Origin of the sequence: Amycolatopsis albidoflavus (genome assembly GCF_039525725.1) — a bacterium.
In the GTDB taxonomy this organism is placed as follows: Bacteria; Actinomycetota; Actinomycetes; order Mycobacteriales; family Pseudonocardiaceae; genus Amycolatopsis; species Amycolatopsis albidoflava.
Map to the genome: position 1 here is coordinate 795885 of NZ_BAAAHV010000011.1, position 22604 is coordinate 818488.

Genomic DNA, 22604 nt, shown 5'->3' on the forward strand with positions numbered 1-22604 from the left:
ACCGGCGAACCGCGTGTCGCCCGTTCGGGCAGTCGGGCCGGGAAGGGGCCGCTGACCTGGCAGGATGAGCCGCGAATGTCTTCCTGACCTCGGAGGAACCGCCGTCGTGACGCAACCGCCGCAGCCGTATCCCGGCACCGGTCCGCAGCAGTACTCGCCGTTGCCGCCTGCTTACGGCGGGCAGTCCGCTTACAGCGGCCAGTTCCCGGCGCAGCCGCCGCCTCCGGCGCCGCCGACCGCGTATTTCGGGGCCACCGCGGTCGCGGCGGCGACCTTGGCCTCGGTCATCGGCCTGGTGGCCACGATCGGCTTCGTCGTGGCCGTCATCCGGATGATCGGCAATCCGTCCTCGAGCAGGCTGCTTTCCAACGGGATCGTCGGCGCCGCGGACCTGGCGATCGCGGCACTGGCGGTCGCCGGCGCGATCGGCCTGTTCAAGCGTTCTCCGGCGGGCCGGGTCTGCGTGCTCGCCGGCAGCAGCCTGGCGGTGCTGGACATCGTCGTCTTCATGATCGTCGGCCTCGGTTCCAGTTTCGTCCGGAAGAGCGCGCCGCCGACCCTGCAGATGACCTTCCCGAGCGGCTTCCTGTGGCTGATCGTCCCGGTCGCCGCGCTCGTACTGGCGGCGCACCGGGCGACCGGCGCGTGGCTGCTGCCGAAAGCCCCGCCCGCGCCGTACCACCCCGGCTGGTGACGGACCGGGAAGAAATCCTCCGCACCCCGCGGCTGCGGCTGACCACCTGGCTGCCCTCGGATCTGGACGATCTCGCCGCCCTGCATGCCGACGGCGAGGTTATGCGGCACATGACGACCGGTCCGCAGAGCCGCGCGGCTGCTCGGGAACGGCTGGAAGCGTTCATCGCCGAGCACCGGGCGCGAGGCTGGTCGAAGTGGCGGGTCGAAGGCGCGTCGGGATTTCTCGGCCGTGCTGGGTTCGGCCTCGCGCACGGCAGCGGGCACCGGGAAGTCGGCTATTTGCTGGCGCGCGCGGCCTGGGGTGCGGGACTGGCCACGGAGCTGACGCAGGCGCTGCGGCAATGGCACGAGGACCACCCGGAACCCGCTCTCGCTCCCGAACTGCGGGCGTATGTGCTGCCCGGCAACGAGGCGAGTTGCCGGGTGCTCGAGAAAGCTGGGTTCCGGGCGGTCGGAGAGGAGGACGGCCAGCTCGTGTTCGAGTCAGGCCGTCCCTGATCGGCGCAGGCGGGGCAGCACCGCCAGCCACAGCAGGACAGTCGCGATTCCGTACGCCACCGTCATCGTCAGGCTCATCGACAACGGCGTAGTCCCGCCCAGCGACACCAGCGGCGCGACGATCGGGCCGATCGCGAACGACGCCGTTCCGAGCAGCGCCGCCGCGGTTCCGGCTCGCTGGCCGTGGTTGGCGAGGGCGAGTGCGTTGCCGTTCGCCTGTGTCGTGCCGCCCGCGAGCATCAGCAGTGCCAACGGAATCAGCAACGCTGCGAGTCCGGCTCCGAACAACACCGCGCCTAGCATCGTCAGCGCCGCCGCCGCGGTGAAGGTCGTGCCGAGCACGTACATGCGGACCGGACCGGCTCGGCGCACTGCTGCCCGGTTCACTTGCGCGCCGAGGACCGACATCACCGCGTTCGCCGCGAAGCACGCGCTGAACAGCTGTGGCGACAACGAGAATCCGTCTTGCAGGACGAAACTGATCGACGCCAGATAGGTGAAGAACGCGGCCCCGCCGCAGGTGCTCACGAGCAGGAAACCCAGGAACAGCGGGTCTTTCAGCAGTATCCGGAACTCGCCGCGGCCGTTGCGCGGATGTCGTGCCTCGGGCGGCAGGCTTTCCGGCAGCGCGGTCGCGGCGACGATCAGCAGCGCCGCCCCGATCCCGGCCAGGACGCCGAAGATGCCGCGCCACCCGATGACGGCCGCCAGCTGGCCGCCGATCACCGGAGCGACGATCGGTGCGAGCGCCCCGACGGTGGTCAGCAAGGCCAGCAGCCGCACCAGTTCGACGCCCTCGGCGAGGTCTCGGGCGACGGCCAGCGACAGCACGATTCCGGCCGAACCGCACAGTCCTTGGAGGAATCGCGCCGTGAGCAGCACCTCGATCGACGGTGCGAAGGCGCACACCACCGACAGCGCGGTGAAAAGCCCGATTCCGGCCAGCAGCGGACGCCGCCTGCCGAACCGGTCGCTCAACGGGCCGACGACGAGCTGGCCGAAGGCGAGCCCGAGCATGCAGACCGACATGGTCGCCTGCGCGAGACTCTGCCCGGCCCGGAGATCGCCGGCGAGCTGGGGGAGCGCCGGCAGGTAGAGGTCCATGGAGATCGGGCCGAAGACCTCCAGCAGTCCCAGCACGACCGCCATCCGGAGCGCGCCTGGGCGTTTTTTCGGCACCACCGGCTCGACCGGGCTCGCTTCGGTCTGGAGCGGCTTCATCCGGCACGCAGGATCCGGCGCAGCCACGAAAGCCGGGTCGCGACCGCGCAGCGGGAGACCTCGGCGTCGGGGGAGAAACCGGCGAACCCGTGGTACCCGCCCGCCCAGACGTGCAGTTCGGCCTGTCCGCCGGTCGCCCAGATCCGCAAGGCGTACTCGGTCGTCTCGTCGCGGAAGATCTCCGCGGCGCCGACGTCCAGGTACGCGGGCGGCAGGCCGGACAGATCGGCCATCCGCGCCGGGACCGCGTACGGCGAGGCCGCGTCGGTTCCGCGCGCCGGGCCGAGCAGGGCGTCCCAGCCGGTGTCGTTGTTGTTGCGGTCCCAGGCGCCGATTCCGTTGTACTGCCGGGTCGAGACCGATTCGTTGCGGTCGTCGAGCATCGGGCACGCCAGCAGCTGTCCGGCGATGGCCGGGCCGTTACGGTCGCGGGCCAGCAGCGCGACGCCCGCCGCGAGACCGCCGCCCGCGCTGGCGCCGGTGACGACGATGCGCGACGGGTCGATGCCGAGTTCGCCGGCGTGCTCGACTGTCCACAAGAGACCCGCGTAGCAGTCCTCGACGGCGGCGGGAGCCGGGTTTTCCGGAGCCAGCCGGTATTCCACCGAGATGCCGACCGCGCCGAACCGCAGGACGTCGTCGATCAGGCCGTCGAGGCCGAAGAACCGGTTGCCCAGCACCATTCCGCCGCCGTGGATGCTGTAGAGCGCGGGCGCGTCGGCGACGCCCGAGGCGGGCCGGACGACCGTGAGCACGATGTCCGGAGCGCCTTCGGGGCCGGGGACGGTGTGCTCGGTCAGCTCGACCGGGTGGTCGCCGACCAGCTGCTCGACCGGCGGGATGATCGTCGCGAAATGCGCGCGGTTGGCCAGGATCGTGTCCGCGCGCAGCGGGATCCGCTCGACCAGGTCGAGGAACGCGGCGAGCCCGGGTTCCAGTTCCGGGTCGTACGGCACCGGCGGGACGCTCATTTCCCCGCCTTCCCGAGGATCCGGCGCAGCCACGAGTTGCGCGTTTCGAGCGCGGCCTTGCTGATCGGCCAGTCCGGGACGTACATGTCGAACCCGTGGAAGGCACCGGCCCAGACATGCAGTTCGGCCTGTCCGCCGGTCGCCCAGATCCGCAGCGCGTACTCGGTGTCCTCGTCGCGGAACGGCTCCGCGCTGCCGACCTCGATGAACGCCGGGGGCAGACCGGACAGATCGGTCGCGCGCGCCGGAGCGGCGTAGGGGGAGACGTCGTCGGTGCCGACCGCGTCGCCCAGCAGCGACTGCCAGCCCGCGAGGTTGGATTCCCGCGTCCAGGTGCCCAGACCGGGGTACTGCTGGCTCGCGATGGTCGTGTTGCGGTCGTCGATCATCGGGCACAGCAGCAGTTGTCCCGCGATCGCCGGGCCTTTCCGGTCGCGCGCGAGCAGCGAGACCGCCGCTGCGAGCCCGCCGCCCGCGCTGCCGCCCATCACCACGACGCGCGACGGGTCGACGCCCAGTTCGTCGGCGTGCTCGACTGTCCACACCAGACCGGCGTAGCAGTCCTCGACCGGTGCGGGGTGCGGATGTTCGGGCGCGAGCCGGTATTCGACGTTCACCGCGACGACGTTCAGCTCCAGCACCAAGGCCAGCAGGCGGCCGACGTCCATGTTGCGGTGGCCGACCATCATGCCGCCGCCGTGGATGTTGTAGAGCACCGGCAGCGCGCCGTCGCTCTCGTGCGGGGACAGGATGGTGATTTCCAGATCCGGCGCGCCTTCGGGGCCGGGGATGGTCTGCTCGACGACGGTGACCGGCGCGTCGCCGACGGCTTCGGCGGCGGGCGGGAACGTCTCGGCCATCGCGCGGCGCAGGCCGGGGATCGTCTCCGGGGTGAACGGCGGCGCGTCGGCCGGGACGATCTCGGCGAGCGCGGGCTCGATCTCCGGGTCGAACGGGACGGGGGGACGGGTCAAGGCGGCCTCCTCGGCGAGAGCGGGCGAATTCTGCGGCGGCGCGGGTTGCGGCGGCACCGGTTGCGTTCCGTGAGGGGAACCCTGCGGGACTCTGAGTCCCTCAGGGTTCCCCTCACGGACGTGAAGACGAGGGGTGGCTCAGGGGCCTTCGGGATCGACGGCGTCGCGGTCGGCCCAGAACGGCTCCACCAGCGCGCGGATCTGCTCGGCCCCGACCTTCTCGACCAGCTCGACCGCGGCGAGGTTGTCCTCGAGCTGTTCCATCCGGGTCGCGCCGAAGAGCGTCGTGACGTTCGCCGGATGCGTCAGCGTGAACGCGACCGCGAGCCGGGCCGCGCTGGTGCCGAGTTCCTCCGCGACCTTCACGACCTTGGCCGCGTCGCGGGTGATCCGCTTGCGGACGTCGCCGGGGTCGCGGCCGATCTCGCGGGTCAGCTTAGTGCGCCCGGCGAGGATCCCGCCTTCGAGGACGTCGGAGGCCTGCATGACGAAACCGTCGGCGAACAGCCGGGCGAACGGTTCGCCGTCCGGAATGGACCGGCGGCCGATGCTGTACTTCAGCTGCGCGATCTGCGGCCCCGGCACCTGCAGCGCTTCGGCGATTTCGCGCAGCCGCGCGATGTTCCTGGCGGACCAGTTGTTGACCCCCCACGCGCGGATCAGCCCGGAGCGGGTGAGCCCGGCGAGGTCTTCGACCAGGTCTTCCAGGGCGACGTCGTCGCGGCGCAGGTCGCCGAGGATGACGAGATCGGCGACGTCGAAGCCGCCGCGCAGGAACGCGTTTTCCAGCTGGGGACGGAATCCCTGGTCGCCGAAGCCTTCGATCCACAGCTTCGCCGAGACCAGGTAGTCCTCGCGCGGGATGCGGGCGGCGCGGACGATCGCGCTCCAGAGCACGTCGGTGAAGACCGGCGGATGGCCGGGCATGCCGTAGACGCCGACGTCGAACAGGTTCACGCCGGCCTCGACCGCGGCGCGGATCATCGCGACCGAATCGGCGAAGTCCATCCGGTCGTAGGTGTGCCACGACCCGAGCGAAAGCAGCGAAACGTCCAAACCGGACGTGCCGACCTTGCGGCGGGGAAGGGGCGAGGATGCGGACACGAGACCTCCTTGACTCGTAAGGGATTGGCTCGTAAGGGATTGGCTCGTAACGGGAGATCAGGGAAGACGCGGGTCGACGACGGCTTTCGTCTCGTCCAGCCGGTGCATGGCCTCGATCCGCTCGCTGGCGCCGGACAGCCCGACCGGGGCGCCGAACAGCCGGTCCCACGGCATCCGGGCAGCGAACGAACCGAAGAACTCGATCGCGTGGTGGTAGTCGGCGATGTCGCCGTTGAGCGAACCGACGACAGTCAGCTCCTTGCCCATCACGGTTCCGAGCGGGACCGGCGTCGGCTCCGGCCCGGTGCTGCCGACGATCACGACCCGGCCGCGCTGCGCCGCCATCGCGACCGCTTCGCGACCGATCGACGGCGCACCCGCGAAGTCGAGCACGAGATCGCCGCCGTGTCCGCCGGTCAGTTCGGTGACGCGCTCGACGATCGCGTCCGAACCCCCGGCGACATCGACCACGTCGTCGGCGCCGAACTCCTTCGCCAGCTCCAGCCGCGACGTGGGAGCGCCGACGGTGATGACGCTGCCCGCCCCGCTGAGGTGCGCGACCGCGGTCGCGAACAGGCCCAGCGCGCCGGATCCCTGCACCACCACGCGAGATCCGGGCCGGACGCCGCCGACCCGGTCGAACGCCCGCAGCACGGTTTTCGCCGCGCATCCGGCCATCGAGGCCCAGGTGTCGGGCACTTCGGCGGGCAGCAGGAGCTTCGCCGCGCCCGGGACGACGTAGGCATATTCGCACAATCCGGCGGTCGCGAACGGTGCGACGTCCGATCGCTGCAGGAATCCGTAGCCGCGCCGGGAACACGCGACCGGTTCGCGCAGCACCGTGCAGCCGTAGCACTCGCCGCAGGTCGACTCCGACCAGCCGATCCGGGATCCGACCGTCACCTCGCGGCCGAGCGCGTCGCGGGTGTCCGGTCCGGCCGCCACCACTTCGCCGACCATTTCGTGGCCCAGCACCATCGGCAGCATGCCGGGAAAACTCATCTTCCCGGACCAGATCTCCACGTCCGTGCCGCACAGCGTCGCGCACGAGACGCGGACCAGCGCCGCGCCGGCTTCGAGCTCGGCGGGCAGCGGGAGTTCGGTCAGCTCCAGCGGCGCGCCGTGCTCGGTCAGCACCGCGGCGCGGGTGGAAGTCGGGACGGTCATGGGAAACCTTTCCGGGGGCTGGCGGGCCCGGGAGGGCCGTGTGATGGGTTAGTCTACGGACGTCGACAAAAATGTCGAGTCCCCGAATCCCTCCAGGAGCGCCTGTGCCGACCTCAGTTGCGGATCTCGTCTTGCGGGCAGCAGCGGTGCACACCATGGCCGGTGCCGCGCCCGCGACCGCGCTGGCCGTGCGGGACGGACGCGTGCTGCGTGCCGGAACCGACGCGGACGTGCGGGAGCTGATCGGACCCGGCACGAAAGTGCTCGACCTCGGCGGCCGCGCGGTGCTGCCGGGCATCAACGACGCGCACCTGCACGGCGCCTGGCTCGGCGCGCTGTGGCCGGACACCCTGTTCGCCGACGACGGCGCGCCCGGACCCGGCCCGGAGAAACCGCTGCGCACCGCCGCCGAACGCCGGGCGGCCATCCTCCGCGCGGGCGAAATCCTTGCCGCGCTGGGCATTACGAGCTACACCGAACCCGGTCTCGGCCCGGGGGAGGACAACGGGCACATCGGCGCGTTCGGCATGTCCGTCGTCGAGCAGTACCGGGAACTGGCCGCCGAAGGACAGCTGCGGGCAAGGGTGACCGCGCTCTGGCTGTACGGCGAACTCGACGGCCCGAGCACGTTCGACAACTTCCGCGCCGGACTGGCCACAGTGGACGGACCAGGCCCGGACCCGCGCCGGCTGAACTTCCGCGGGGTGAAGATCTTCGCTGACGGCATCCCGCCGATGCGCTCGGCGTACACCCACCATTGCTACGCCGACGGCAGTCACGCCCATCTGCTCGTCGGCGGTGCGGACGATCCGGAGCGGGAGGAGAACTTCACCCGGATGGTCCGAACCGCGCACGAGGCCGGACTGCAAGTCGGCGTGCACGCGACCGGGGACCGGGCGATCGAGCTGATGCTGGACGCCGTCGAGCGGGCGCGGGAGGAGCGCGACGTCGACCTCGGCCACTACGTCATCCACGGCGACCTGGTGAGCGCGGCGCAGCTGAAGCGGATGGCCCGGCTGGGGGTCGGGCTGTCCGCACAGGCCGGGATCGCGGTGCGGACTGCCGGAGTCGTCGACGCGGCACTGGGAGCGGGCAGTTCGGACGCCGCGTGGCCGCTGCAGGAGGCGCTGGACGCCGGGATCCCGCTGTGCCTGACCTCGGATGCGCCGGTGCTGCCGCCGGACTGGCGAAAGGAAATCGCCGCCGCGGACCAGTGGATGGGCCCGGCCGAGAACGTGCGGCAGCGAATGGAAACCCTGCTTCGCTGCTACACCGTGCACCCGGCTCAGCAGGACGGCGCGGCTTCGTGGAAGGGCACGCTCGCGCCGGGAATGGCGGCTGATCTGTGTGTGTTGTCCGCCGATCCGCTCTCGGTGACCCCCGCCGAACTGCCCGAGGTCGAAATCGACCTGACTGTCCTCGATGGACAGATCGTGCACGAGCGCACGCCGGGGAAGATCGCCTAACGTCCGTGAAGGGCTCCTTGAGGGAATCAGATTCCCTCAAGGAGCCCTTCACGGACAGCTATTTCAGGTGAGCAGCTGGCCGCCGTCCACGGGGAGGCTGGTGCCGGTGATGTGGGCGGCGGCGGGGCTTGCCAGGAAGACCACTGCGGCGGCGACGTCTTCGACCGCGGCCATCCGGCCGTCGGGGATCCGTGCCACCCACGCGTCGTGGGCGGGCGATCCCGGCGGCATGGCGGCGGCGAGCATCGGTGTCGCGACTGGGCCGGGGGCGACCGCGTTCACCCGGATCTTGTGCTCCGCCAACTCGATCGCGGCCCAGCGCGTCAACGCGTCGACCGCCGCTTTGCTGCTTTCGTAACCGCCCATGCCGGGCGTAGGCTGCCGCCCGCCGATCGAGGACAGGTTCACCACGACGCCCGGCGCACCGCGCTCGACCATCCGGCGGGCGACCAGTTGCGTCATCAGGAACGTGCCGTGCACGTTGGTCGAAAGAATGCGCAGCAGGTCCGCGCCCGGCAGGTCCAGCAACCGCCCGTGGACGCTGAGGAGGCCGGCGTTGTTGACCAGGATGTCGACCGGGCCGACCTCGTCGAGCGCCGCGGAGATCGCGGCCTCGTCGGTGATGTCGAGCCGGATTCCGCGCCCGCCAACCGATTTGGCGGCTTCTTCGGCGCCGTCGAGGTCGGCGAGCACCACGGAATCGCCGGCCTGGGCGAAGGCGGCGCCGATCGCGGCGCCGATGCCGCCGGCACCTCCGGTGATCAGCACGGTACGGGCAGCGGGCATCGTCGTTTCCTTTCGCCGGGAGCGGGGTACGCGGGCTTATAGTATACAAGCGTAGAAAATAAACCCCTTGAATCGCAGGAGGAATCGTGGCGACGGATCGACCTGGACTGGGCCCGGCGTTCCCGCGCGTGCCGGCGTTGTCGCTCGGCTCGTGGAACACCTGGGACCGGATGGAGTTCGGCGACGCGGTGGCGCTGATCGCCCGCGCGGCCGAACTCGGGCACGCCTTCTTCGACGTCGCGCACTACGACATGGGCCCGCACGCCGAGGGCTCCACGACCGACCAGATCTTCGGCCGCGCGGTCCGCGAAGCCGGTCTCGCCCGCGAAGATTGGCTCTACTGCGGGAAACTCTGGCTCTGGGACTACCCGAACGTCGGCTTCGCGCAGCAAATGAACACCTCGCTAGACCGTGTCGGCGTCGAGTCGGCCGATCTGGTCGTGGTCGGCGACTACTTCGGCGAAGTCGACCTCGAGCGCGTCGTCGCGGACGTCGCCGAGCAGATCGACGCTGGCCGGTTCCGCGCGTGGGGCGTGAACAATTGGCGCATTGACGATCTGCGCAAAGCTTTTGACATTGCGCGCAAACGTGGTTTGGCGCCGCCGGTTTTCGCTCAGCTCAAGTACGGGCTGGCGCGGCGGTCGATGGCCGAGGGCGAGTTCTACGCGCCGCTGTTCGCTTCCGGGCAGCTGGCCTTGCAGGCGTCGGACATTTTCGAAGGCGGGCTGCTCGTCGGGAATTTGAAGCCGAATCGCAAGATCGGCGCGGATGTCGGCGGCATCCGGGAGAAGATCGCCGACGCCTGGCCTGCCGTGCAAAAGATCGCCGCCGAGCTGGACGCGTCGCCCGCGCAGCTCGGAATTGCCTTCTGCCTGGCCAATCCCGCGACCGCGAACGTCCTCGTGGGCGTATCGCGGCAGGCGCAGCTGGAGGACAATGCCGGCGCGATCGCCTTGCTGGACCGGGTCGGCGCGGACCGGATTCGCGAGCTGGCCAAGGAACTGTGGCTCGACCGCGAAGTCGCCGCCGACGGAACCTGGTGAAGGGGCTGGTGTTTTTTGTCGACGTGCGTAGACTAAAGCTCCCCGGGGTGCCCGGAGAGGCACCCCCGACGCCGTGAGGAGCCGCCACATGACGAAACCAGCGCCGGACCGTATCGTCGACATCGCCATCGGGTACATGGGCGCGAAGCAGTTGTTCGCCGCCTCGCGGATCGGTCTGTTCCGCGCGCTCGCCGACGGTCCGCGAACGGCGCCGGAGCTCGCCGCCGCCACTGGCACGGGCGAGCAGCTGACCCGGATCCTGGCGGACGCGATGAACGCGCGCGGCCTGCTGGAGCGCACCGACGGCCGCTACTCGCTGGCCGAGGACGCGCAGGAGTACCTGGGAGGGAACGGTGCTACGGATCTGGCACCGTTCCTGACCTTTCTCAACGAAATCAGCTACGGACACTGGCTTCAGTTCGACACCACTGTGGACAGTGGCAAACCGGGCGACCTCCAGATGGACGAGGGCCGCTGGGCGACGTTCATGGCGGGCGTGATGCGCTACAACTCGCTGCACGCGTCGATGCTCGCGCGCGCATTCGATTTCTCGCCGTATCGCTCGATGCTCGATCTGGGCGGATTGTCGCCGGAATTCGCGATCGGCGCGTTGCGGGCGAATCCCGCACTGACCGCTCGCTTCGTTTTCGGACCCGAGTCCACGCAAGGGATCACCGACGCGGTGAATGCCGCCGGGTGCGCGGATCGCATCAGCATCGACCCCGCGCCGACCGAATCCGCGGAACCGGGCGGCGAGCACGATCTGGTGATGGTGAACCACGTCGTGCACCGGTTCACCGCGGAACAGAACCGGAAAATCCTGGCCAACGCCCGCGCCGCCGCCGGAGACGGCGCGACGTTGCTGCTGCTGGACTTCTTCCTCGACGACGACGAACGGCAGCGCCCGATCGACGCGCTGCACGCCGGGGAGTACTTCGTGATCGACGGAACCGTGGTTTATCCGGAGGCGGAAGTCCGCGAATGGCTGGACGGTGCAGGATGGCGCGTATGCGATGTCCTCGCACTGCCCGGGAGCCCGCGCGTTCTGGTCGCCGACGCCGTCTGAAAACGGCCGCGGGGCCGGGAGATAACGAACGCATCCGGCCCGTTGATTTTTTAGCCGACAATCGTAGACTATCCCGCACCACGGCGAGCCGGGCCGCACTCGACGGCCCGCCGTTCCCGGCGGGGCGCCGAGCGACCCCGCCGGCGGTCCAGCACCCTGAGAGAGGGACTCAATGACGAGGACAAGGACAGCGGCGTTGTTCGCGGCGGCCGCCGCGGCGCTGCTCGCGATCGCCGGATGCACCGGCTCGGGCGCCGCCGGGGCGGGCGCGGGCACCGACGAGCTGAAGGCGGGCGTGTTCCTCGACGTGACGTCGTGGGACCCGGCCAACGCCGACATCGGCTTCGACGGCCCGTACCTGTCCGCGGTCTACGACCCGCTGGTCGCCTTGGACAAGGACGCCAAGCCGATCCCCGCGCTCGCGAAGTCGTGGGACTGGTCGGCCGACCGGCTGAGCCTCACGATGCACCTGCGCGACGACGTCGCGTTCGACGACGGCCAGAAGTTCGACTCCGCCGCGGCGGTCGAGAACCTCAATCACCTCAAGTCCGGCACGCGGTCCGGGCAGGCCTACATCGACGTGAAGAGCGTCGAGGCGAAGGACGCGTCGACCGTCGTGCTCCATCTGTCCGAACGCGACGACGCGTTGCTGTACTTCATGGGCCTCGGCCGCAGCTGGATGGCCTCGCCCAAGGCGATCAAGGCCAACTCGCTCGCGAACGGTCCCGACGGCTCCGGCCCGTACACCTTCGACAAGGGTTCCTCGCAGCCGCAGTCGCAGTACGTGTTCAAGAAGCGCGCGAAGCACTGGGACAGCGCCACCTACCCGTTCCCGACGGTGCGGCTGTTCCCGATCACCGACCAGGCGGCCAGCTTCAACGCGATGCTGTCCGGTCAGCTGAACGTCCAGTTCGCCAACGCGGCCAACCTGCCGAAGGCGCAGCAGAACGGCTGGAACGTCGCGAAGAAGCCGGCGTCGTGGGTCGGCGTGCAGTTCGCTGACCGCACCGGCAGCCAGGTGAAGGCGCTCGGCGACCAGCGCGTGCGGCAGGCGATCTCGTACGCCTTCGACGCGGCGGGGATCCTCAAGGCGGTCGGCAACGACGCCGGAACGGTCACCGACCAGCTGTGGCCGAGCGGCAGCCAGGTGTACGACGCGGCGGGCAACGGGAAGTACAAGACTGACCTCGCGAAGGCCAAGCAGCTGCTCGCCGAAGCCGGCTATGCGAACGGGTTCAGCCTGAAGATGCCGATGTCGACGATCTTCCAGGCGTGGCAGCCCGCCGCCGAGCAGACGTTCGGGCAGCTGGGCATCAAGGTCGACTGGCAGAACATGTCGATGCCGGACTACCAGAAGAACGCGCCGACGTACCCGATGTTCCTCGCGGTGATCGCGATGGACGGCAACGACATGGCCACGCTGACCGACCAGGTCACGTCGTCGCAGTGGTACAACCCGAAGCCGTCGGTGGACGCCTTCCCGGAGGTGAAGGCCCTCGTGCAGAAGGCGGAACAGGCCCAGCCCGGCCCGGCCCAGACCGCCGCGCTCAAGGAGCTCAACACGAAGCTCGTGGACCTCGCCTGGTGGAACGTCTGGTATCAGGCCGACAACCTCTACTTCAGCGTCAAGGGCATCACCGTCACGCCGATCACCGGCATGATGTTCCCGACGCTGCGGTTCATCCAGCGCGGCTGACGCGCCCGTCGTCCCGGGGCGGGTCTGTCCTTTGTGGATGGACCCGCCCCGGGGAGGAGCCGGAACATGCTCACATTTATCGTCAAACGCCTGGTGTCCGGGATCCTGCTGCTCGTGCTCGTCACGAGCGGCACGTTCTTCCTGGCGCACACGGCGGTGGGGGACCCGACCGCCGGGCTGCTCGGCAACAGCGCGACCCCCGCGCAGCAGGCGGCGCTGCGCGCCCAGATCGGGTACGACCGGCCGCTGCTCGCGCAGTTCTGGGACTGGCTGACGCACGCGGCCACCGGCGATTTCGGGACTTCCTGGCGGAATTTCCAGCCGGTCGGCGAGCAGATCGCGCTGCGCGTGCCCGTGACGCTTTCGGTCGTCGTCGCCGCGACGCTGCTCGCCGCGATCCTCGGCGTGCTCGTCGGGGTCGTCTGCGGCCTGCGTCCCGGCGGTGTCGTCGACCGCGTGCTGAAGCTCGCCTCGGTGGTGCTGTTCGCGCTGCCCGGGTTCTGGGTCAGCCTCGTGCTGGTCACCTGGTTCGCGATCCAGCTGCAGTGGTTCCCCGCGGTCGGCTACGTGTCGCCGGACCAGTCGGTGGTCGGCTGGCTGCGGTCGATCGCGCTGCCGTCGATCTCGCTGTCGCTCGGCGCGATCGTGATGATCGCCGAACAACTGCGCAACGGGTTCCTCCAGGTCGCCAACCAAGACTTCGTCCGCACGCTGCGGGCGCGCGGCCTGTCGTCGCGCCGCGTCACGACGCACGTGCTGCGCAACGCTTCGCCGTCCGCGCTGACCGTGCTCGCGCTGATGTTCGTCGGCCTGCTCGGCGGCGCGGTGGTCGTGGAGATCGTGTTCAACCTGCCGGGGATCGGCAGCCTGACGCAGTCGGCGTCGCAGATCGGGGACATCCCGGTGCTGCTCGGCCTGACCGCGGTGACCGTCGTGTTCGTCGTGATCGTCAACTTCCTGCTCGACCTCGTGCTCGGGTGGGTCAACCCGAAGGTGCGCGACCGATGACCGCTGCCCCGTTCCCCGCCACGCTCGCCCCGGTGAAGCGGATTTCCCTGCTGCGCCGGTACTTCCGCCGCCCGGTCGGCATCGTCGCGCTGGTCGTGTTCGCGATCGTCGTGCTGGCCGCGGTGTTCGCGCCGTGGCTGGCCCCGTACGACCCGAACCACGTCGACTTCGCGCTGACCCACGCCGAACCCGGCAACGGGCACCTGCTCGGCGGCGACTCCGCCGGACGCGACATCTTCAGCCGCCTGCTCTACGGCGCGCGGACCACGCTGTACGGCGGCCTGATCACTTGCGTGACCGGGATCGTGCTCGGCGTCCCGACCGGCGTGGTCGCCGGGTACTTCGGCGGCGCGACCGACCGGATCTGCTCGTGGATCAGCGACGCGCTGCAGTCGGTGCCCGGCATGATCGTGCTGCTGGTCGTCGCGGCCGGCACGGGCCAGGACTTCACCGTGCTGATGATCGCGCTCGGTGTGTTCCTCGCGCCCGGCTATTACCGGATCACCCGCGCCCGGGCTTTGACGGTGCGCCGCGAGCCGTACATCGACGCCGCGCGCGTGGCTGGTGTCGGCACGCTGCGAATCCTGCGCACGCACCTGCTGCGCGCCGTGTACGCGCCGATCATCGTGCAGACCGCGCTCACCGCCGGGCTCGCCATCGGCATGCAGGCCGGTCTGCAGTTCCTCGGCATCGGCTCGGCGTCCACGCCCAGCTGGGGCCAGACGATGAACGACGGCTTCCTGAACATGCTGACGTACCCGCTGATCCTGCTGTGGCCGTCGATCGCGCTGGGCGTCACCATCGCCGCGCTGGCGTTCATCGGCTCGACGCTCGCGGACCTGGTCAGTGTTCGCGCCGAACAGCCGACGCGGCGCGGCCGGGCTCGCGTGCGGGAAGCGCTCGCGGCTCCTTCGCCGGATGCGTTGGACGGCGGCGCGGCTTCGGGTGCGCACGAGCACGCGGCGGCGGATTGCGCGCTGCGGATCGAGAACCTGCGGGTCGGTTATGCGACGGACAAGGGCGTCAAGGAGGTCGTGCGCGGAGTGTCGCTGGACGCGGCTCCTGGCGAGGTGCTCGGGATCGTCGGCGAATCCGGCTCGGGCAAGACGCAGACGGTGTTCTCGGTGCTCGACCTCCTGCCGGCGGGCGGGACCGCGGTCGCGGACGGGATCTGGGTCGGCGGGCGCGAGGTCGGCAAAGCGGCGGAGCGGGCGAAGCTGCTCGGACGTGAGATCGGGTACGTGCCGCAGGAACCGATGACCAACCTCGACCCGTGCTACCTGATCGGCCACCAGCTCGTCGAGCCGCTGCGCCGCGTGCACGGGCTGGACAAGGCCGCGGCGAAGGAACGGGCGCGCGAGGTGCTGCTGCAAGTCGGCCTCACCGACCCGGACCGCGTGATGGCGAGCTACCCGCACCAGATCTCCGGCGGCATGGCGCAGCGCGTGCTGATCGCCGGCGCGGTGGCCGGGCGGCCGTCGCTGCTGGTTGCCGACGAGCCGACGACCGCCCTCGACGTGACGGTGCAGGCCGAGGTGCTGGAGCTGCTGCGCGAACTGCAGGCCGAGTACGGGATGGCGCTGGTGATCGTGACGCACAACTTCGGCGTCGTCGCGGACATCTGCGACCGTGTCGTGGTGATGAAGGACGGCCGGATCGTGGAAACCGGTCCGGTGGAACGGATCTTCCGCGCGCCCGAGGACCCCTACACCGCCGAGCTGATCAGCGCGTCGCTGGACGACACCGAAGGACGGGAAGAGTTGGACGAAGCCTGGGAACGGCGCGGGCTCGCCCACGCGACCGGAGAGGAGGCCGGACGATGACCGCTCCGCTGCTCGCGATCGAGGACCTCGTGGTCGACTACCGGCTCAGCCGCCGGGTGCGATTCCGGGCGCTGAAGGGGATTTCGCTGGACGTCAAGCCGGGCGAATGCGTCGGACTGGTCGGCGAAAGCGGGTCGGGGAAGTCCACTTTGGGCAAAGCCGTCCTCGGCCTCGCCGCGCCGGAGTCCGGCCGGATCACCTTCGACGGCGAGGACATCACGCACGCGCGGGGCGCGGTGCGGCGCCGGCTGGCCAGCGACATCCAGGTGGTGTTCCAGGATCCGTACGGATCGCTGGACCCGACGATGACCGTCGGCGAAGTGCTCGCCGAACCGCTGCTGGTGGCCGGGACTTCGCGAGCGGACGCGCGGACGGTGGTCGCGGACATGCTCGACCGGGTGCGGCTGCCCGCCGACACGGTGCACCGGTATCCGGGGGAGTTCTCCGGCGGACAGCGGCAGCGGATCGCGATCGCGCGGGCGCTGGTGCGGCGGCCGCGGCTCATCGTGTGCGACGAGCCGGTGAGCGCGCTCGACCTGACCACGCAGGCGACGATTCTCGAGCTGTTCCTGGAACTGCAGCGCGAGACCGGGGTGTCTTACCTGTTCGTGTCGCACGACCTGGGGGTCGTGCATCGGATCTGTCACCGGGTTTCGGTGCTGTACCAGGGAGAGATCGTGGAATCCGGTCCTACGGCGGTGGTCACGCGGGCGCCGGAGCATCCGTACACGCAGCGGCTGCTCCTGGCCGCCCCGGTGGCGGATCCGGCCCGGCAGGCGGAGAGACGGGCGGCTCGGCTGGGCCTGGGGTAGGCCCCTCTTCTTGTGGCCGCCTTGGACGTCGGCGGTCGGTTCTCCGTGCCCGCTTTTCCGGGCTCGCCGCTCCCGCGTGCGGTCGAGCAGGGTCACATCCGTCGCGGGAGAATACGGGTTAGAGTCTGTAACCATGCCGAAGGTCATCGATCACGATCAGCGACGACGGGAAATCGTCGAGGTCGCCAAAAAGCTGATCATCGAAGGCGGGTTCGAGGCGGCGACGATGCGCAGCATCGTCACCGCGGCCGGGTTCGCGAACGGTGCCCTCAAGCACTACTTCCCCAGCAAGGACAGCATCATCGCGGCTACGTTCGAGAGCGTGCTGCAGGAGACCTCGCAGCGGATGTCCGAACTGGACCCTTCATTGGGGCCGGTGGAGTCTTTGCGGGGGTTTGTCGAGGCGGCTATTCCTACGGATGCGCATCAGATCGCGTCGGCTCGGGTGTTGCTCGTGTTGTGGGAGCATTCCGTGGCCAATCCGGATCTTGCTCGGCAGTATCGGGATTTGCTGGACAGTTGGCGGGCTGAGCTGACTGTGCGGATCGCTGCCGCCCGGGGGAAAGAGGAGTCTGCTGACGCTCCGGTGATCGGGGTGCTGGCGGATGAGATCATCGCGGTTTCCATCGGGGCCAATGTGACTTCGTTGATGCATCCGGTGGGGAAGGTCGCTGGGCGGTATCGGGCTTATGTGGACGGGTTGATGGCTCGGATCGGGGATTGAGGGTTCCGCTCGTCGCCTGGGGGGCGACATTGCTTTTGGGGTTGCGTGGCGCATCCCGAAGCTGATTGCGACTGCCCGCGTTTCGGCTTCGTATTGAGCTACGGGAAGTTGGCGGGTTCTCAAGCCGTGAGCACAGCATCCGGAGAAACGGGCTGGCCCTGTGGGTTCGCTTCGTGAGAGCGCTGGCACCTCGATATCAGGCGGCCGCAGATCCGTTGGCAGAGCGGACGTCGATCTGCCCTTCGTGCTGGACAGCTCAGACGATGGGGACGGTCTGGCGCGTCCCGTCGGACATGGCGGGAAACGACCGTCAGTCCATCTTCTGCGCGGGCGGACGTCCGGCTGAACTTCGTCGGCCCCGGGCGAATCGGCACCTCAGCGCGGCGCGGCCCGCTAAGGCCGGATATCCCGTCGGCATCGGCAGCTTCGATACGTTGCAGTCAGGTGGGGCTGACGACTCGAGGCGTCGTGGATAGCTGTGCCATCGTGGTTCGGGTAATGTCCTAAGAAGGTAAGGAGTTCGGGATCGCACCTGGACCACCGCCAACCTCCTTTACGCGGGTATGGAGCGTGGGTTCGTGCCTGCGCCACCACCTCAGCCCTGTACCTTACTTTTCCCAGGTCTGCGTACCCCATGGGCACGCTGATCAGAAGGGTTTCTTTGCGGTGACGATCTACTCTCAGCATGCGCAGCGCGGAAAGATCCAGATTCTGGCCAACTATCGCGGGTGGGGCGGCATGGTGGCCTCGACCGTGACGAGCGTCGATTCCAGCAAAGTGGCGAGGCCGATTGTCGATGCCTTGAACCGAATCTCAGCGTGTGCCACTGTTCCGGTGAGCGTGCACGACGAACGCAATCGGAGGGTCAACTACTATCCTGCGAGACACCTCGCTGCGCTAACCGACCGCGCGGTGCGCGCCAGCCTGCTCGAAGGCACCCACAGTCTGTGGTATGAGCAGGTGATGTGGCTGCTCCACGGAGCGTTGATCGATCTCGACGAGGCGACCGCGGGGGTGCCGGCTCCGGTCCGGATGGCGGTCGAGGCGGAACTGGAAACGGAGGAGCGCTGGCTGCGCGCCGCGCTCGCCGAGTTCTCGGAGGGGTCGAGATTCCCGATGACAAAGCCCAACGCATCTGGGATTTCGAGAACCCGATCGTGGTGTTCGACGAGCGGACCGGTCTCGGCCGCAGTGACCGCGACCTTGTGGACCGCATCGAGGCAGGAGCTGGCGACCAGGAAGTTCGTGAGGCCATCATCGATGAGCGGCTGCTGCTCGACGTTGAGGCGCAGGTCGGCAACATGGAGGCTCGTCTACGGTTGGAGGACCCTTCGATCACTGCGGAACCAGAGGACCTGGACGGGTTTTTCCTGAACGTGGAGGCTCCTTTGCCCGGTGCCGACGGCGAACGAGCGCAGTGGGGCGTGGCGATCGACCGTTGGGAGGCGGACGAACGGGATGAAGAGGGCTACCCCTGTCAAGGCGCACGGCGAGCCAGTCATTCGTTGTGCGCTTGCCACGCGACCGGCGGCGGCCGACCTGCTCGCGCTGTTGAACCTCGCCACGAGCCAGGAGAAAGTGGCGGCATGGGCGCAAACCCCGGTCGGTGAAACCTTGCACGACACCGCATTCGTCGTAACCGACCACTACAACGACGAAGGACAGCGCCGTCGCTGACGGGCAGCGTTATTGCTGAATCTGCACAACGTTCGGTGCAGCTCCTGCGCTTCGCGATCTGTTCACCGCGACTCGGAACCGAACGCACGAGCCCCATGAGCGGACAGGCAAGGAATGCACCCGCCGGTCGACGCTGCGCATTCTCGCGCGATCAACTCAGCTTCATCTCGACGCCGCGACATTTCGGAGGATGACGGCGTAGTGCCGGGTGCGGCCACGAGACTCATACTGATGCGCTTCTGCGTGGCGAGGACCGGGCGCTCGCCTGACGTGGACGTTGTTGCGGCACTTGTCGACCAGTGCCTGGCATTGGCTGTGGGCCCAACTCGTCCAGACGGCTGTGTTCTCGGCGTCGGCGGCAAAGGAGCGCCTGCAGTGTCAGGACGGGCCTTACGCCGCGGTGCTGGGGAAGCCGTCCGGGACACAAGTTGATGCTCATCGGGGCAGCGGCGGCGACCAGGTCAGGGCCAAGGCTTTTGCCGTACAGGACGCTGATGAGGAGATTGGAGCGGCCGACGGGTTCTTACCGGTGCTGGTCGGCAACTCCCGGCGGGATGATGGCCCTCGCCGCCACCGAACTGGCTTGCTTGGTTGTCGGGTTGGCCGTGGCCTTCGGACAGAAGTTCAAATCTCAAGGGACGCGGTTGTTGCGGCGGGCGCGACCGTAATCCTGGTCAAGGTCCACGGCCCGTCGTTTGCCCTGCTTTTCACCGCTGTGGCATGGGTTTGTTGGTCACGCGTCGAACTGAAAGACCGCACCGCCGCACAGGTGCTTGTCGGTGTTGCCGTGGACGGCGTCGGATACCTCGTACATGTCGCCCTCTTGTCTTGCTGTTCCGCCCGTCCTGCAGATCGGAATGTAGCGCTGCGGCTGCGCTATAACGGAGCGAGGTCGGTGACCGTCAGGCGGCGGCGAGCGGTCATCGAACCCTGCCCCCGTTGTCGCGTGATTTGGGCGTGAGCTGATCGTGCGCTGCGGAAGAAGTTCCGTCGCGGCGGTCAGCAGGTCATTCCGGCGGTGGTCCGAAGGATCCGGCCGACGCGTCTCGCGAGGGGGCAACTGCGGATTCCGTGAGGTCTCCTCTTTGTCCTGCCGTAGGGGATCGGCATGTTTGGCGGCGAACTGGATCAGTGCCTGGGTGGATTCCTCTTGGGTCAGAGCGATTCTGGCGAGTTCGGCGATGGCACGGGTGTAGTAGTCGGACTGGTCGTCGACGAAGGTGGCCGAGTTGACGTGGTTGAGGTAGACGACGGGTCGGGTCATCTTGTAGAAGGATCAGGAGCTGGCCAAGGCGGGATGGCTGCTGATGCCGAAAGGCACGACGCGGACGGTGACCTGGTTGGCTTTCCGGTTAAGCGTGGCCAGATGCCATAGCTGTGCGGCTGTGGTCATTGCCGAGGCCGCGAGCTTGGTGAGGACCATTTCGCCGATGTAGGCGGTGATGGGTTGGCCTTCGGGCCGTGGAGGATTCCCTCTCGGAACTTCCGCAGCTCGACAAGCTCCGCGGCTTTGCCGGGGCTGCGGCCGAGGGCGAGGAGGACTTCGCGGGTGTAGTCGGGGAGTTGCAGCAGGTCTGGAACCAGCACGGGTTCCCAGATCGTTGCTGTCTTGGCTGCTGCTTCCACGTCGAGCAGGGTGGCCAGGTGGTGTGGCACGGTCTGGTCGCCTGAGATCACGATGCCTGGTGTAAGGGTGTGTGCGAGGTGCAAGATGCGTTTTTTGTCCTGCCCGACTATGCCGAGCGCGCCCAGGTAGCACGCCACGTCCTCTACGGCCGGGGTTCGTTGCCCCAGTTCCCAGTTCGACACCAAGGCGGGGTTCGTGCCGAGCCGTCGAGCCAGCTCGCGGAGCCCCCATCGGTTCTCGATGCGCAACCGGCGCAGGGCGGCGCCGAGAAGCATGACTCGCGGCTGGTCCGCGCTGTGTTCGTATTTGTTGTCCACTATCACGCTTCATGCCTTTTCGTTGGCGACGGTTTCATCGGCACTGGAGTCGGTCACGGTCTCGGCGATGATTCGCCCGGTCTCGGGGTCGGTCAGGGTCTCGGTTCCGTCAGCTTCGATCCACCAGCCCATTCACGGCCTCCTGCGTGGTAGCAGGCCGGGGTGATCCGGCCGGACGGCCCATCCCGACGCGCGGCGGTGCGCGACGTCGCAGAACGGGCACTGAAGCGGCGGGCCGCTGGTGCCACGCCTGGTCATCGGCTCGAAGACCGCGACGGCGGTTTCTCCGCACAGCGTGGTGATTGCGTCGCCCGGTGCGGGCACTGCGGCAAAACGGGCGTGATGCCAGACCCCATTGATCACTGGGTGGAGGTGGTCGAGGTTGAGGTAGATCAGCGCGTTCATGTCGGACGCCGCCGATGGGTGCAGGCGTCGCGGAGTGAGACCGTGAGCGCGTCGCCGAGCAGATTGCGCAACACTGCGACTTGCTCCGCGGTGAGCAGCGCCACGCCAACCGGGCCGGAAAGGGCTATTTGGCCGTTGGCGTCGACCTGGACGCGCAGGACGCTCTCGGTGTTGTCCGGCGTCCGGCAAGCGCACCCAGTGAGGAGATCGGCGGTAGGCGGTCGACTACGCATGGTCAGAGACCGTACAAACGTGCAGGTCACAAAAGTTTCCCTACGGGAAACCCAGGTCTGTACTCTGGTCGATATGGGTTCGATCGGTGTCACCATCCGACGCTTTCGCCGCTGGCGTGGCCTGACGCTCGACCAGCTTGCTGGCCTGTCCGGGATCAGCAAGGGCTATCTGTCGAAGATCGAAAATGAGCAGAAGCCGGTCGACCGGCGCTCGACGCTGGTCAAGATCGCAGGTGCCCTTCGGGTGAGCCTGTCCGACATCACCGGTGACGGCTTGGAGATCCGGGACCCGCAGGCGGACGCCACGATCCCCGCCATCCGCGATGCGCTGCTGTCCACCGACCTCGACGGCACCGAGCCGCCGGCCGGTGACCTTGCCGAGCTGTTGTCGGAAACGCAACTCCTCGCGGCCTTGCGCCAGGCCAACCAAGACGCCGAGGTCGGTGCGCGGCTTCCGGAACTGCTGCTGTCCTTGCACACTCACGTCGACAAGCCGGAAGCGTTGCGGTCGCTCGTGACCGCCACGCACACTACGACGCTGCTGACCAAGGGGCTGGGCGCGTTCGAGTTGGCGTGGATCGCCGCCGACCGCGGACACGAGGCGGCGCTGAAGCTCGGCGAGCCCGCATGGATCGCGCTCGCCGAGTTCGCTCGCACGCAAGCACTTTCCGGACTCGGGGCGCACAAGCGTGCCGGAAAGCTTGCTGAACGCGCCCTGGACACGGTCCCGGCCGCGGCTTACGACGTGCGCGGAGCGTTGACGCTCACGACCGGGTATGCCGAGTCGGTGCTCGGCGGCGACTCCAGCGCTGCCCTCGACGAGGCCGCTGGGCTCGCCGAGCGCACCGAGTTCGGCAACCGGAATTTCTTGCTGTTCAGTCCGGAGAACGTGGTGTTGTGGCGGATCTCGGTCGCCCTGGAGAAGGGCGAGCATGCTGAAGCCGCCGCGCTCGCGGCGACAGTCGATCCGGCAGAACTGACCATCGACTCGCGTCGCACGACGTTCCTCATCGAGCACGCCCGCGCGCTCTACGGCCTGCACCGTCCTGACGAGGAAATAGTCTCACTGCTCATGCAAGCCGAGAAGCTCGGTCGTATTCGCACCCTCACGAACCCATTTGTCCGGGAGATCGTCTCGACCATGCTTGCCCGCGCGCGCCGCGAAGGCGTTGCGCGAAACGTCCGAGGCATGGCTTTGCGTATGGGACTGCTCAAGACCGCTTAAGCCGTCCCGCTGGAGCGGGCCGCTACGTCCGCAGGCCGGAGCCTTGGACTCGATCCCTGCATTTG

At 68.6% G+C, this 22604-nt stretch carries 23 protein-coding genes and 1 pseudogene; 13 read left to right on the forward strand and 11 right to left on the reverse strand.

Annotation, left to right across the window (positions count from 1 at the left end):
- Positions 1-106 precede the first annotated feature (106 nt).
- Together ABD156_RS18160 and ABD156_RS18165 are read left to right on the forward strand one after the other, a co-directional pair.
- A complete protein-coding gene (locus tag ABD156_RS18160) occupies positions 107-694 on the forward strand; it encodes a hypothetical protein (protein ID WP_344274309.1) in 588 nt (195 codons plus the stop codon).
- Positions 691-1194 (forward strand): GNAT family N-acetyltransferase, encoded by a 504-nt coding sequence (locus ABD156_RS18165; protein WP_344274312.1) that lies wholly within the window; start codon positions 691-693, stop codon positions 1192-1194. The genes ABD156_RS18160 and ABD156_RS18165 overlap by 4 nt, the downstream gene beginning before the upstream one ends.
- Here ABD156_RS18165 and ABD156_RS18170 read toward each other — a convergent pair.
- From ABD156_RS18170 to ABD156_RS18190, 5 genes are all read right to left on the reverse strand, one after another.
- Positions 1180-2415, reverse strand: a complete 1236-nt coding sequence (locus ABD156_RS18170; RefSeq protein WP_344274315.1) for a multidrug effflux MFS transporter — start codon at positions 2413-2415, stop codon at positions 1180-1182. The genes ABD156_RS18165 and ABD156_RS18170 overlap by 15 nt on opposite strands.
- The gene (locus tag ABD156_RS18175) at positions 2412-3386 is read right to left on the reverse strand and encodes an alpha/beta hydrolase (RefSeq protein ID WP_344274318.1); all 975 of its coding nucleotides are present in this window, start codon (positions 3384-3386) and stop codon (positions 2412-2414) included. Before ABD156_RS18175 ends, ABD156_RS18170 begins: the two co-directional genes overlap by 4 nt.
- Positions 3383-4360 carry an alpha/beta hydrolase gene (locus tag ABD156_RS18180; RefSeq protein WP_344274321.1) on the reverse strand — a complete coding sequence of 326 codons (978 nt, stop codon included), beginning with the start codon at positions 4358-4360 and terminating at the stop codon, positions 3383-3385. Before ABD156_RS18180 ends, ABD156_RS18175 begins: the two co-directional genes overlap by 4 nt.
- 138 nt (positions 4361-4498) lie before the next feature.
- Positions 4499-5464, reverse strand: coding sequence for an aldo/keto reductase (locus ABD156_RS18185; protein WP_344274324.1), 966 nt, complete (start codon positions 5462-5464; stop codon positions 4499-4501).
- Positions 5465-5521: 57 nt separating this feature from the next.
- Positions 5522-6631 carry a zinc-binding dehydrogenase gene (locus ABD156_RS18190; protein WP_344274327.1) on the reverse strand — a complete coding sequence of 370 codons (1110 nt, stop codon included), beginning with the start codon at positions 6629-6631 and terminating at the stop codon, positions 5522-5524.
- A gap of 104 nt (positions 6632-6735) precedes the next feature.
- Between ABD156_RS18190 and ABD156_RS18195 the strand changes: the two genes are divergently transcribed.
- On the forward strand, positions 6736-8097 hold the full coding sequence (locus ABD156_RS18195; protein ID WP_344274330.1) for an amidohydrolase: 1362 nt from the start codon (positions 6736-6738) through the stop codon (positions 8095-8097).
- A 63-nt stretch (positions 8098-8160) separates the two neighbouring features.
- On the opposite strand, the gene ABD156_RS18200 is transcribed toward ABD156_RS18195, so the two are convergent.
- Positions 8161-8883 (reverse strand): SDR family NAD(P)-dependent oxidoreductase, encoded by a 723-nt coding sequence (locus tag ABD156_RS18200; RefSeq protein ID WP_344274333.1) that lies wholly within the window; start codon positions 8881-8883, stop codon positions 8161-8163.
- Positions 8884-8969: 86 nt separating this feature from the next.
- Between ABD156_RS18200 and ABD156_RS18205 the strand changes: the two genes are divergently transcribed.
- The 9 genes from ABD156_RS18205 (at position 8970) to ABD156_RS18245 (ending at position 18732) form a co-directional block, all read left to right on the forward strand.
- Positions 8970-9926 (forward strand): aldo/keto reductase, encoded by a 957-nt coding sequence (locus tag ABD156_RS18205; RefSeq protein ID WP_344274336.1) that lies wholly within the window; start codon positions 8970-8972, stop codon positions 9924-9926.
- A gap of 88 nt (positions 9927-10014) precedes the next feature.
- Complete coding sequence (locus tag ABD156_RS18210; RefSeq protein WP_344274339.1) at positions 10015-10992, forward strand: methyltransferase family protein; 978 nt, start codon at positions 10015-10017, stop codon at positions 10990-10992.
- Positions 10993-11164: 172 nt separating this feature from the next.
- On the forward strand, positions 11165-12688 hold the full coding sequence (locus ABD156_RS18215) for an ABC transporter substrate-binding protein (protein ID WP_344274342.1): 1524 nt from the start codon (positions 11165-11167) through the stop codon (positions 12686-12688).
- Positions 12689-12754: 66 nt separating this feature from the next.
- Positions 12755-13696 (forward strand): ABC transporter permease, encoded by a 942-nt coding sequence (locus ABD156_RS18220; RefSeq protein ID WP_344274345.1) that lies wholly within the window; start codon positions 12755-12757, stop codon positions 13694-13696.
- A complete protein-coding gene (locus ABD156_RS18225) occupies positions 13693-15519 on the forward strand; it encodes a dipeptide/oligopeptide/nickel ABC transporter permease/ATP-binding protein (protein WP_344274348.1) in 1827 nt (608 codons plus the stop codon). The genes ABD156_RS18220 and ABD156_RS18225 overlap by 4 nt, the downstream gene beginning before the upstream one ends.
- Positions 15516-16331, forward strand: coding sequence for an ABC transporter ATP-binding protein (locus tag ABD156_RS18230; RefSeq protein ID WP_344274351.1), 816 nt, complete (start codon positions 15516-15518; stop codon positions 16329-16331). The genes ABD156_RS18225 and ABD156_RS18230 overlap by 4 nt, the downstream gene beginning before the upstream one ends.
- A gap of 133 nt (positions 16332-16464) precedes the next feature.
- Positions 16465-17055, forward strand: coding sequence for a TetR/AcrR family transcriptional regulator (locus ABD156_RS18235; protein WP_344274354.1), 591 nt, complete (start codon positions 16465-16467; stop codon positions 17053-17055).
- A gap of 666 nt (positions 17056-17721) precedes the next feature.
- Positions 17722-18429: a hypothetical protein gene (locus ABD156_RS18240; RefSeq protein ID WP_344274356.1), complete on the forward strand. Its 708-nt coding sequence runs from the start codon at positions 17722-17724 to the stop codon at positions 18427-18429.
- Between the two features lie 84 nt (positions 18430-18513).
- Positions 18514-18732: a hypothetical protein gene (locus tag ABD156_RS18245; protein ID WP_344274358.1), complete on the forward strand. Its 219-nt coding sequence runs from the start codon at positions 18514-18516 to the stop codon at positions 18730-18732.
- A gap of 733 nt (positions 18733-19465) precedes the next feature.
- Here ABD156_RS18245 and ABD156_RS18250 read toward each other — a convergent pair.
- From ABD156_RS18250 to ABD156_RS18270, 5 genes and pseudogenes are all read right to left on the reverse strand, one after another.
- Positions 19466-19996: a hypothetical protein gene (locus ABD156_RS18250; protein ID WP_344274361.1), complete on the reverse strand. Its 531-nt coding sequence runs from the start codon at positions 19994-19996 to the stop codon at positions 19466-19468.
- Between the two features lie 12 nt (positions 19997-20008).
- Positions 20009-20634: pseudogene (locus tag ABD156_RS18255) on the reverse strand (helix-turn-helix domain-containing protein).
- 51 nt (positions 20635-20685) lie between these two features.
- Positions 20686-20808, reverse strand: a complete 123-nt coding sequence (locus tag ABD156_RS18260; RefSeq protein WP_344274367.1) for a hypothetical protein — start codon at positions 20806-20808, stop codon at positions 20686-20688.
- Positions 20809-21081, reverse strand: coding sequence for a hypothetical protein (locus tag ABD156_RS18265; protein WP_344274369.1), 273 nt, complete (start codon positions 21079-21081; stop codon positions 20809-20811).
- On the reverse strand, positions 21078-21314 hold the full coding sequence (locus ABD156_RS18270; protein ID WP_344274372.1) for a hypothetical protein: 237 nt from the start codon (positions 21312-21314) through the stop codon (positions 21078-21080). The genes ABD156_RS18265 and ABD156_RS18270 overlap by 4 nt, the downstream gene beginning before the upstream one ends.
- A gap of 73 nt (positions 21315-21387) precedes the next feature.
- Here ABD156_RS18270 and ABD156_RS18275 point away from each other — a divergent pair, with 73 nt between their 5' ends.
- On the forward strand, positions 21388-22539 hold the full coding sequence (locus ABD156_RS18275) for a helix-turn-helix domain-containing protein (RefSeq protein WP_344274375.1): 1152 nt from the start codon (positions 21388-21390) through the stop codon (positions 22537-22539).
- Positions 22540-22604: the final 65 nt, after the last annotated feature.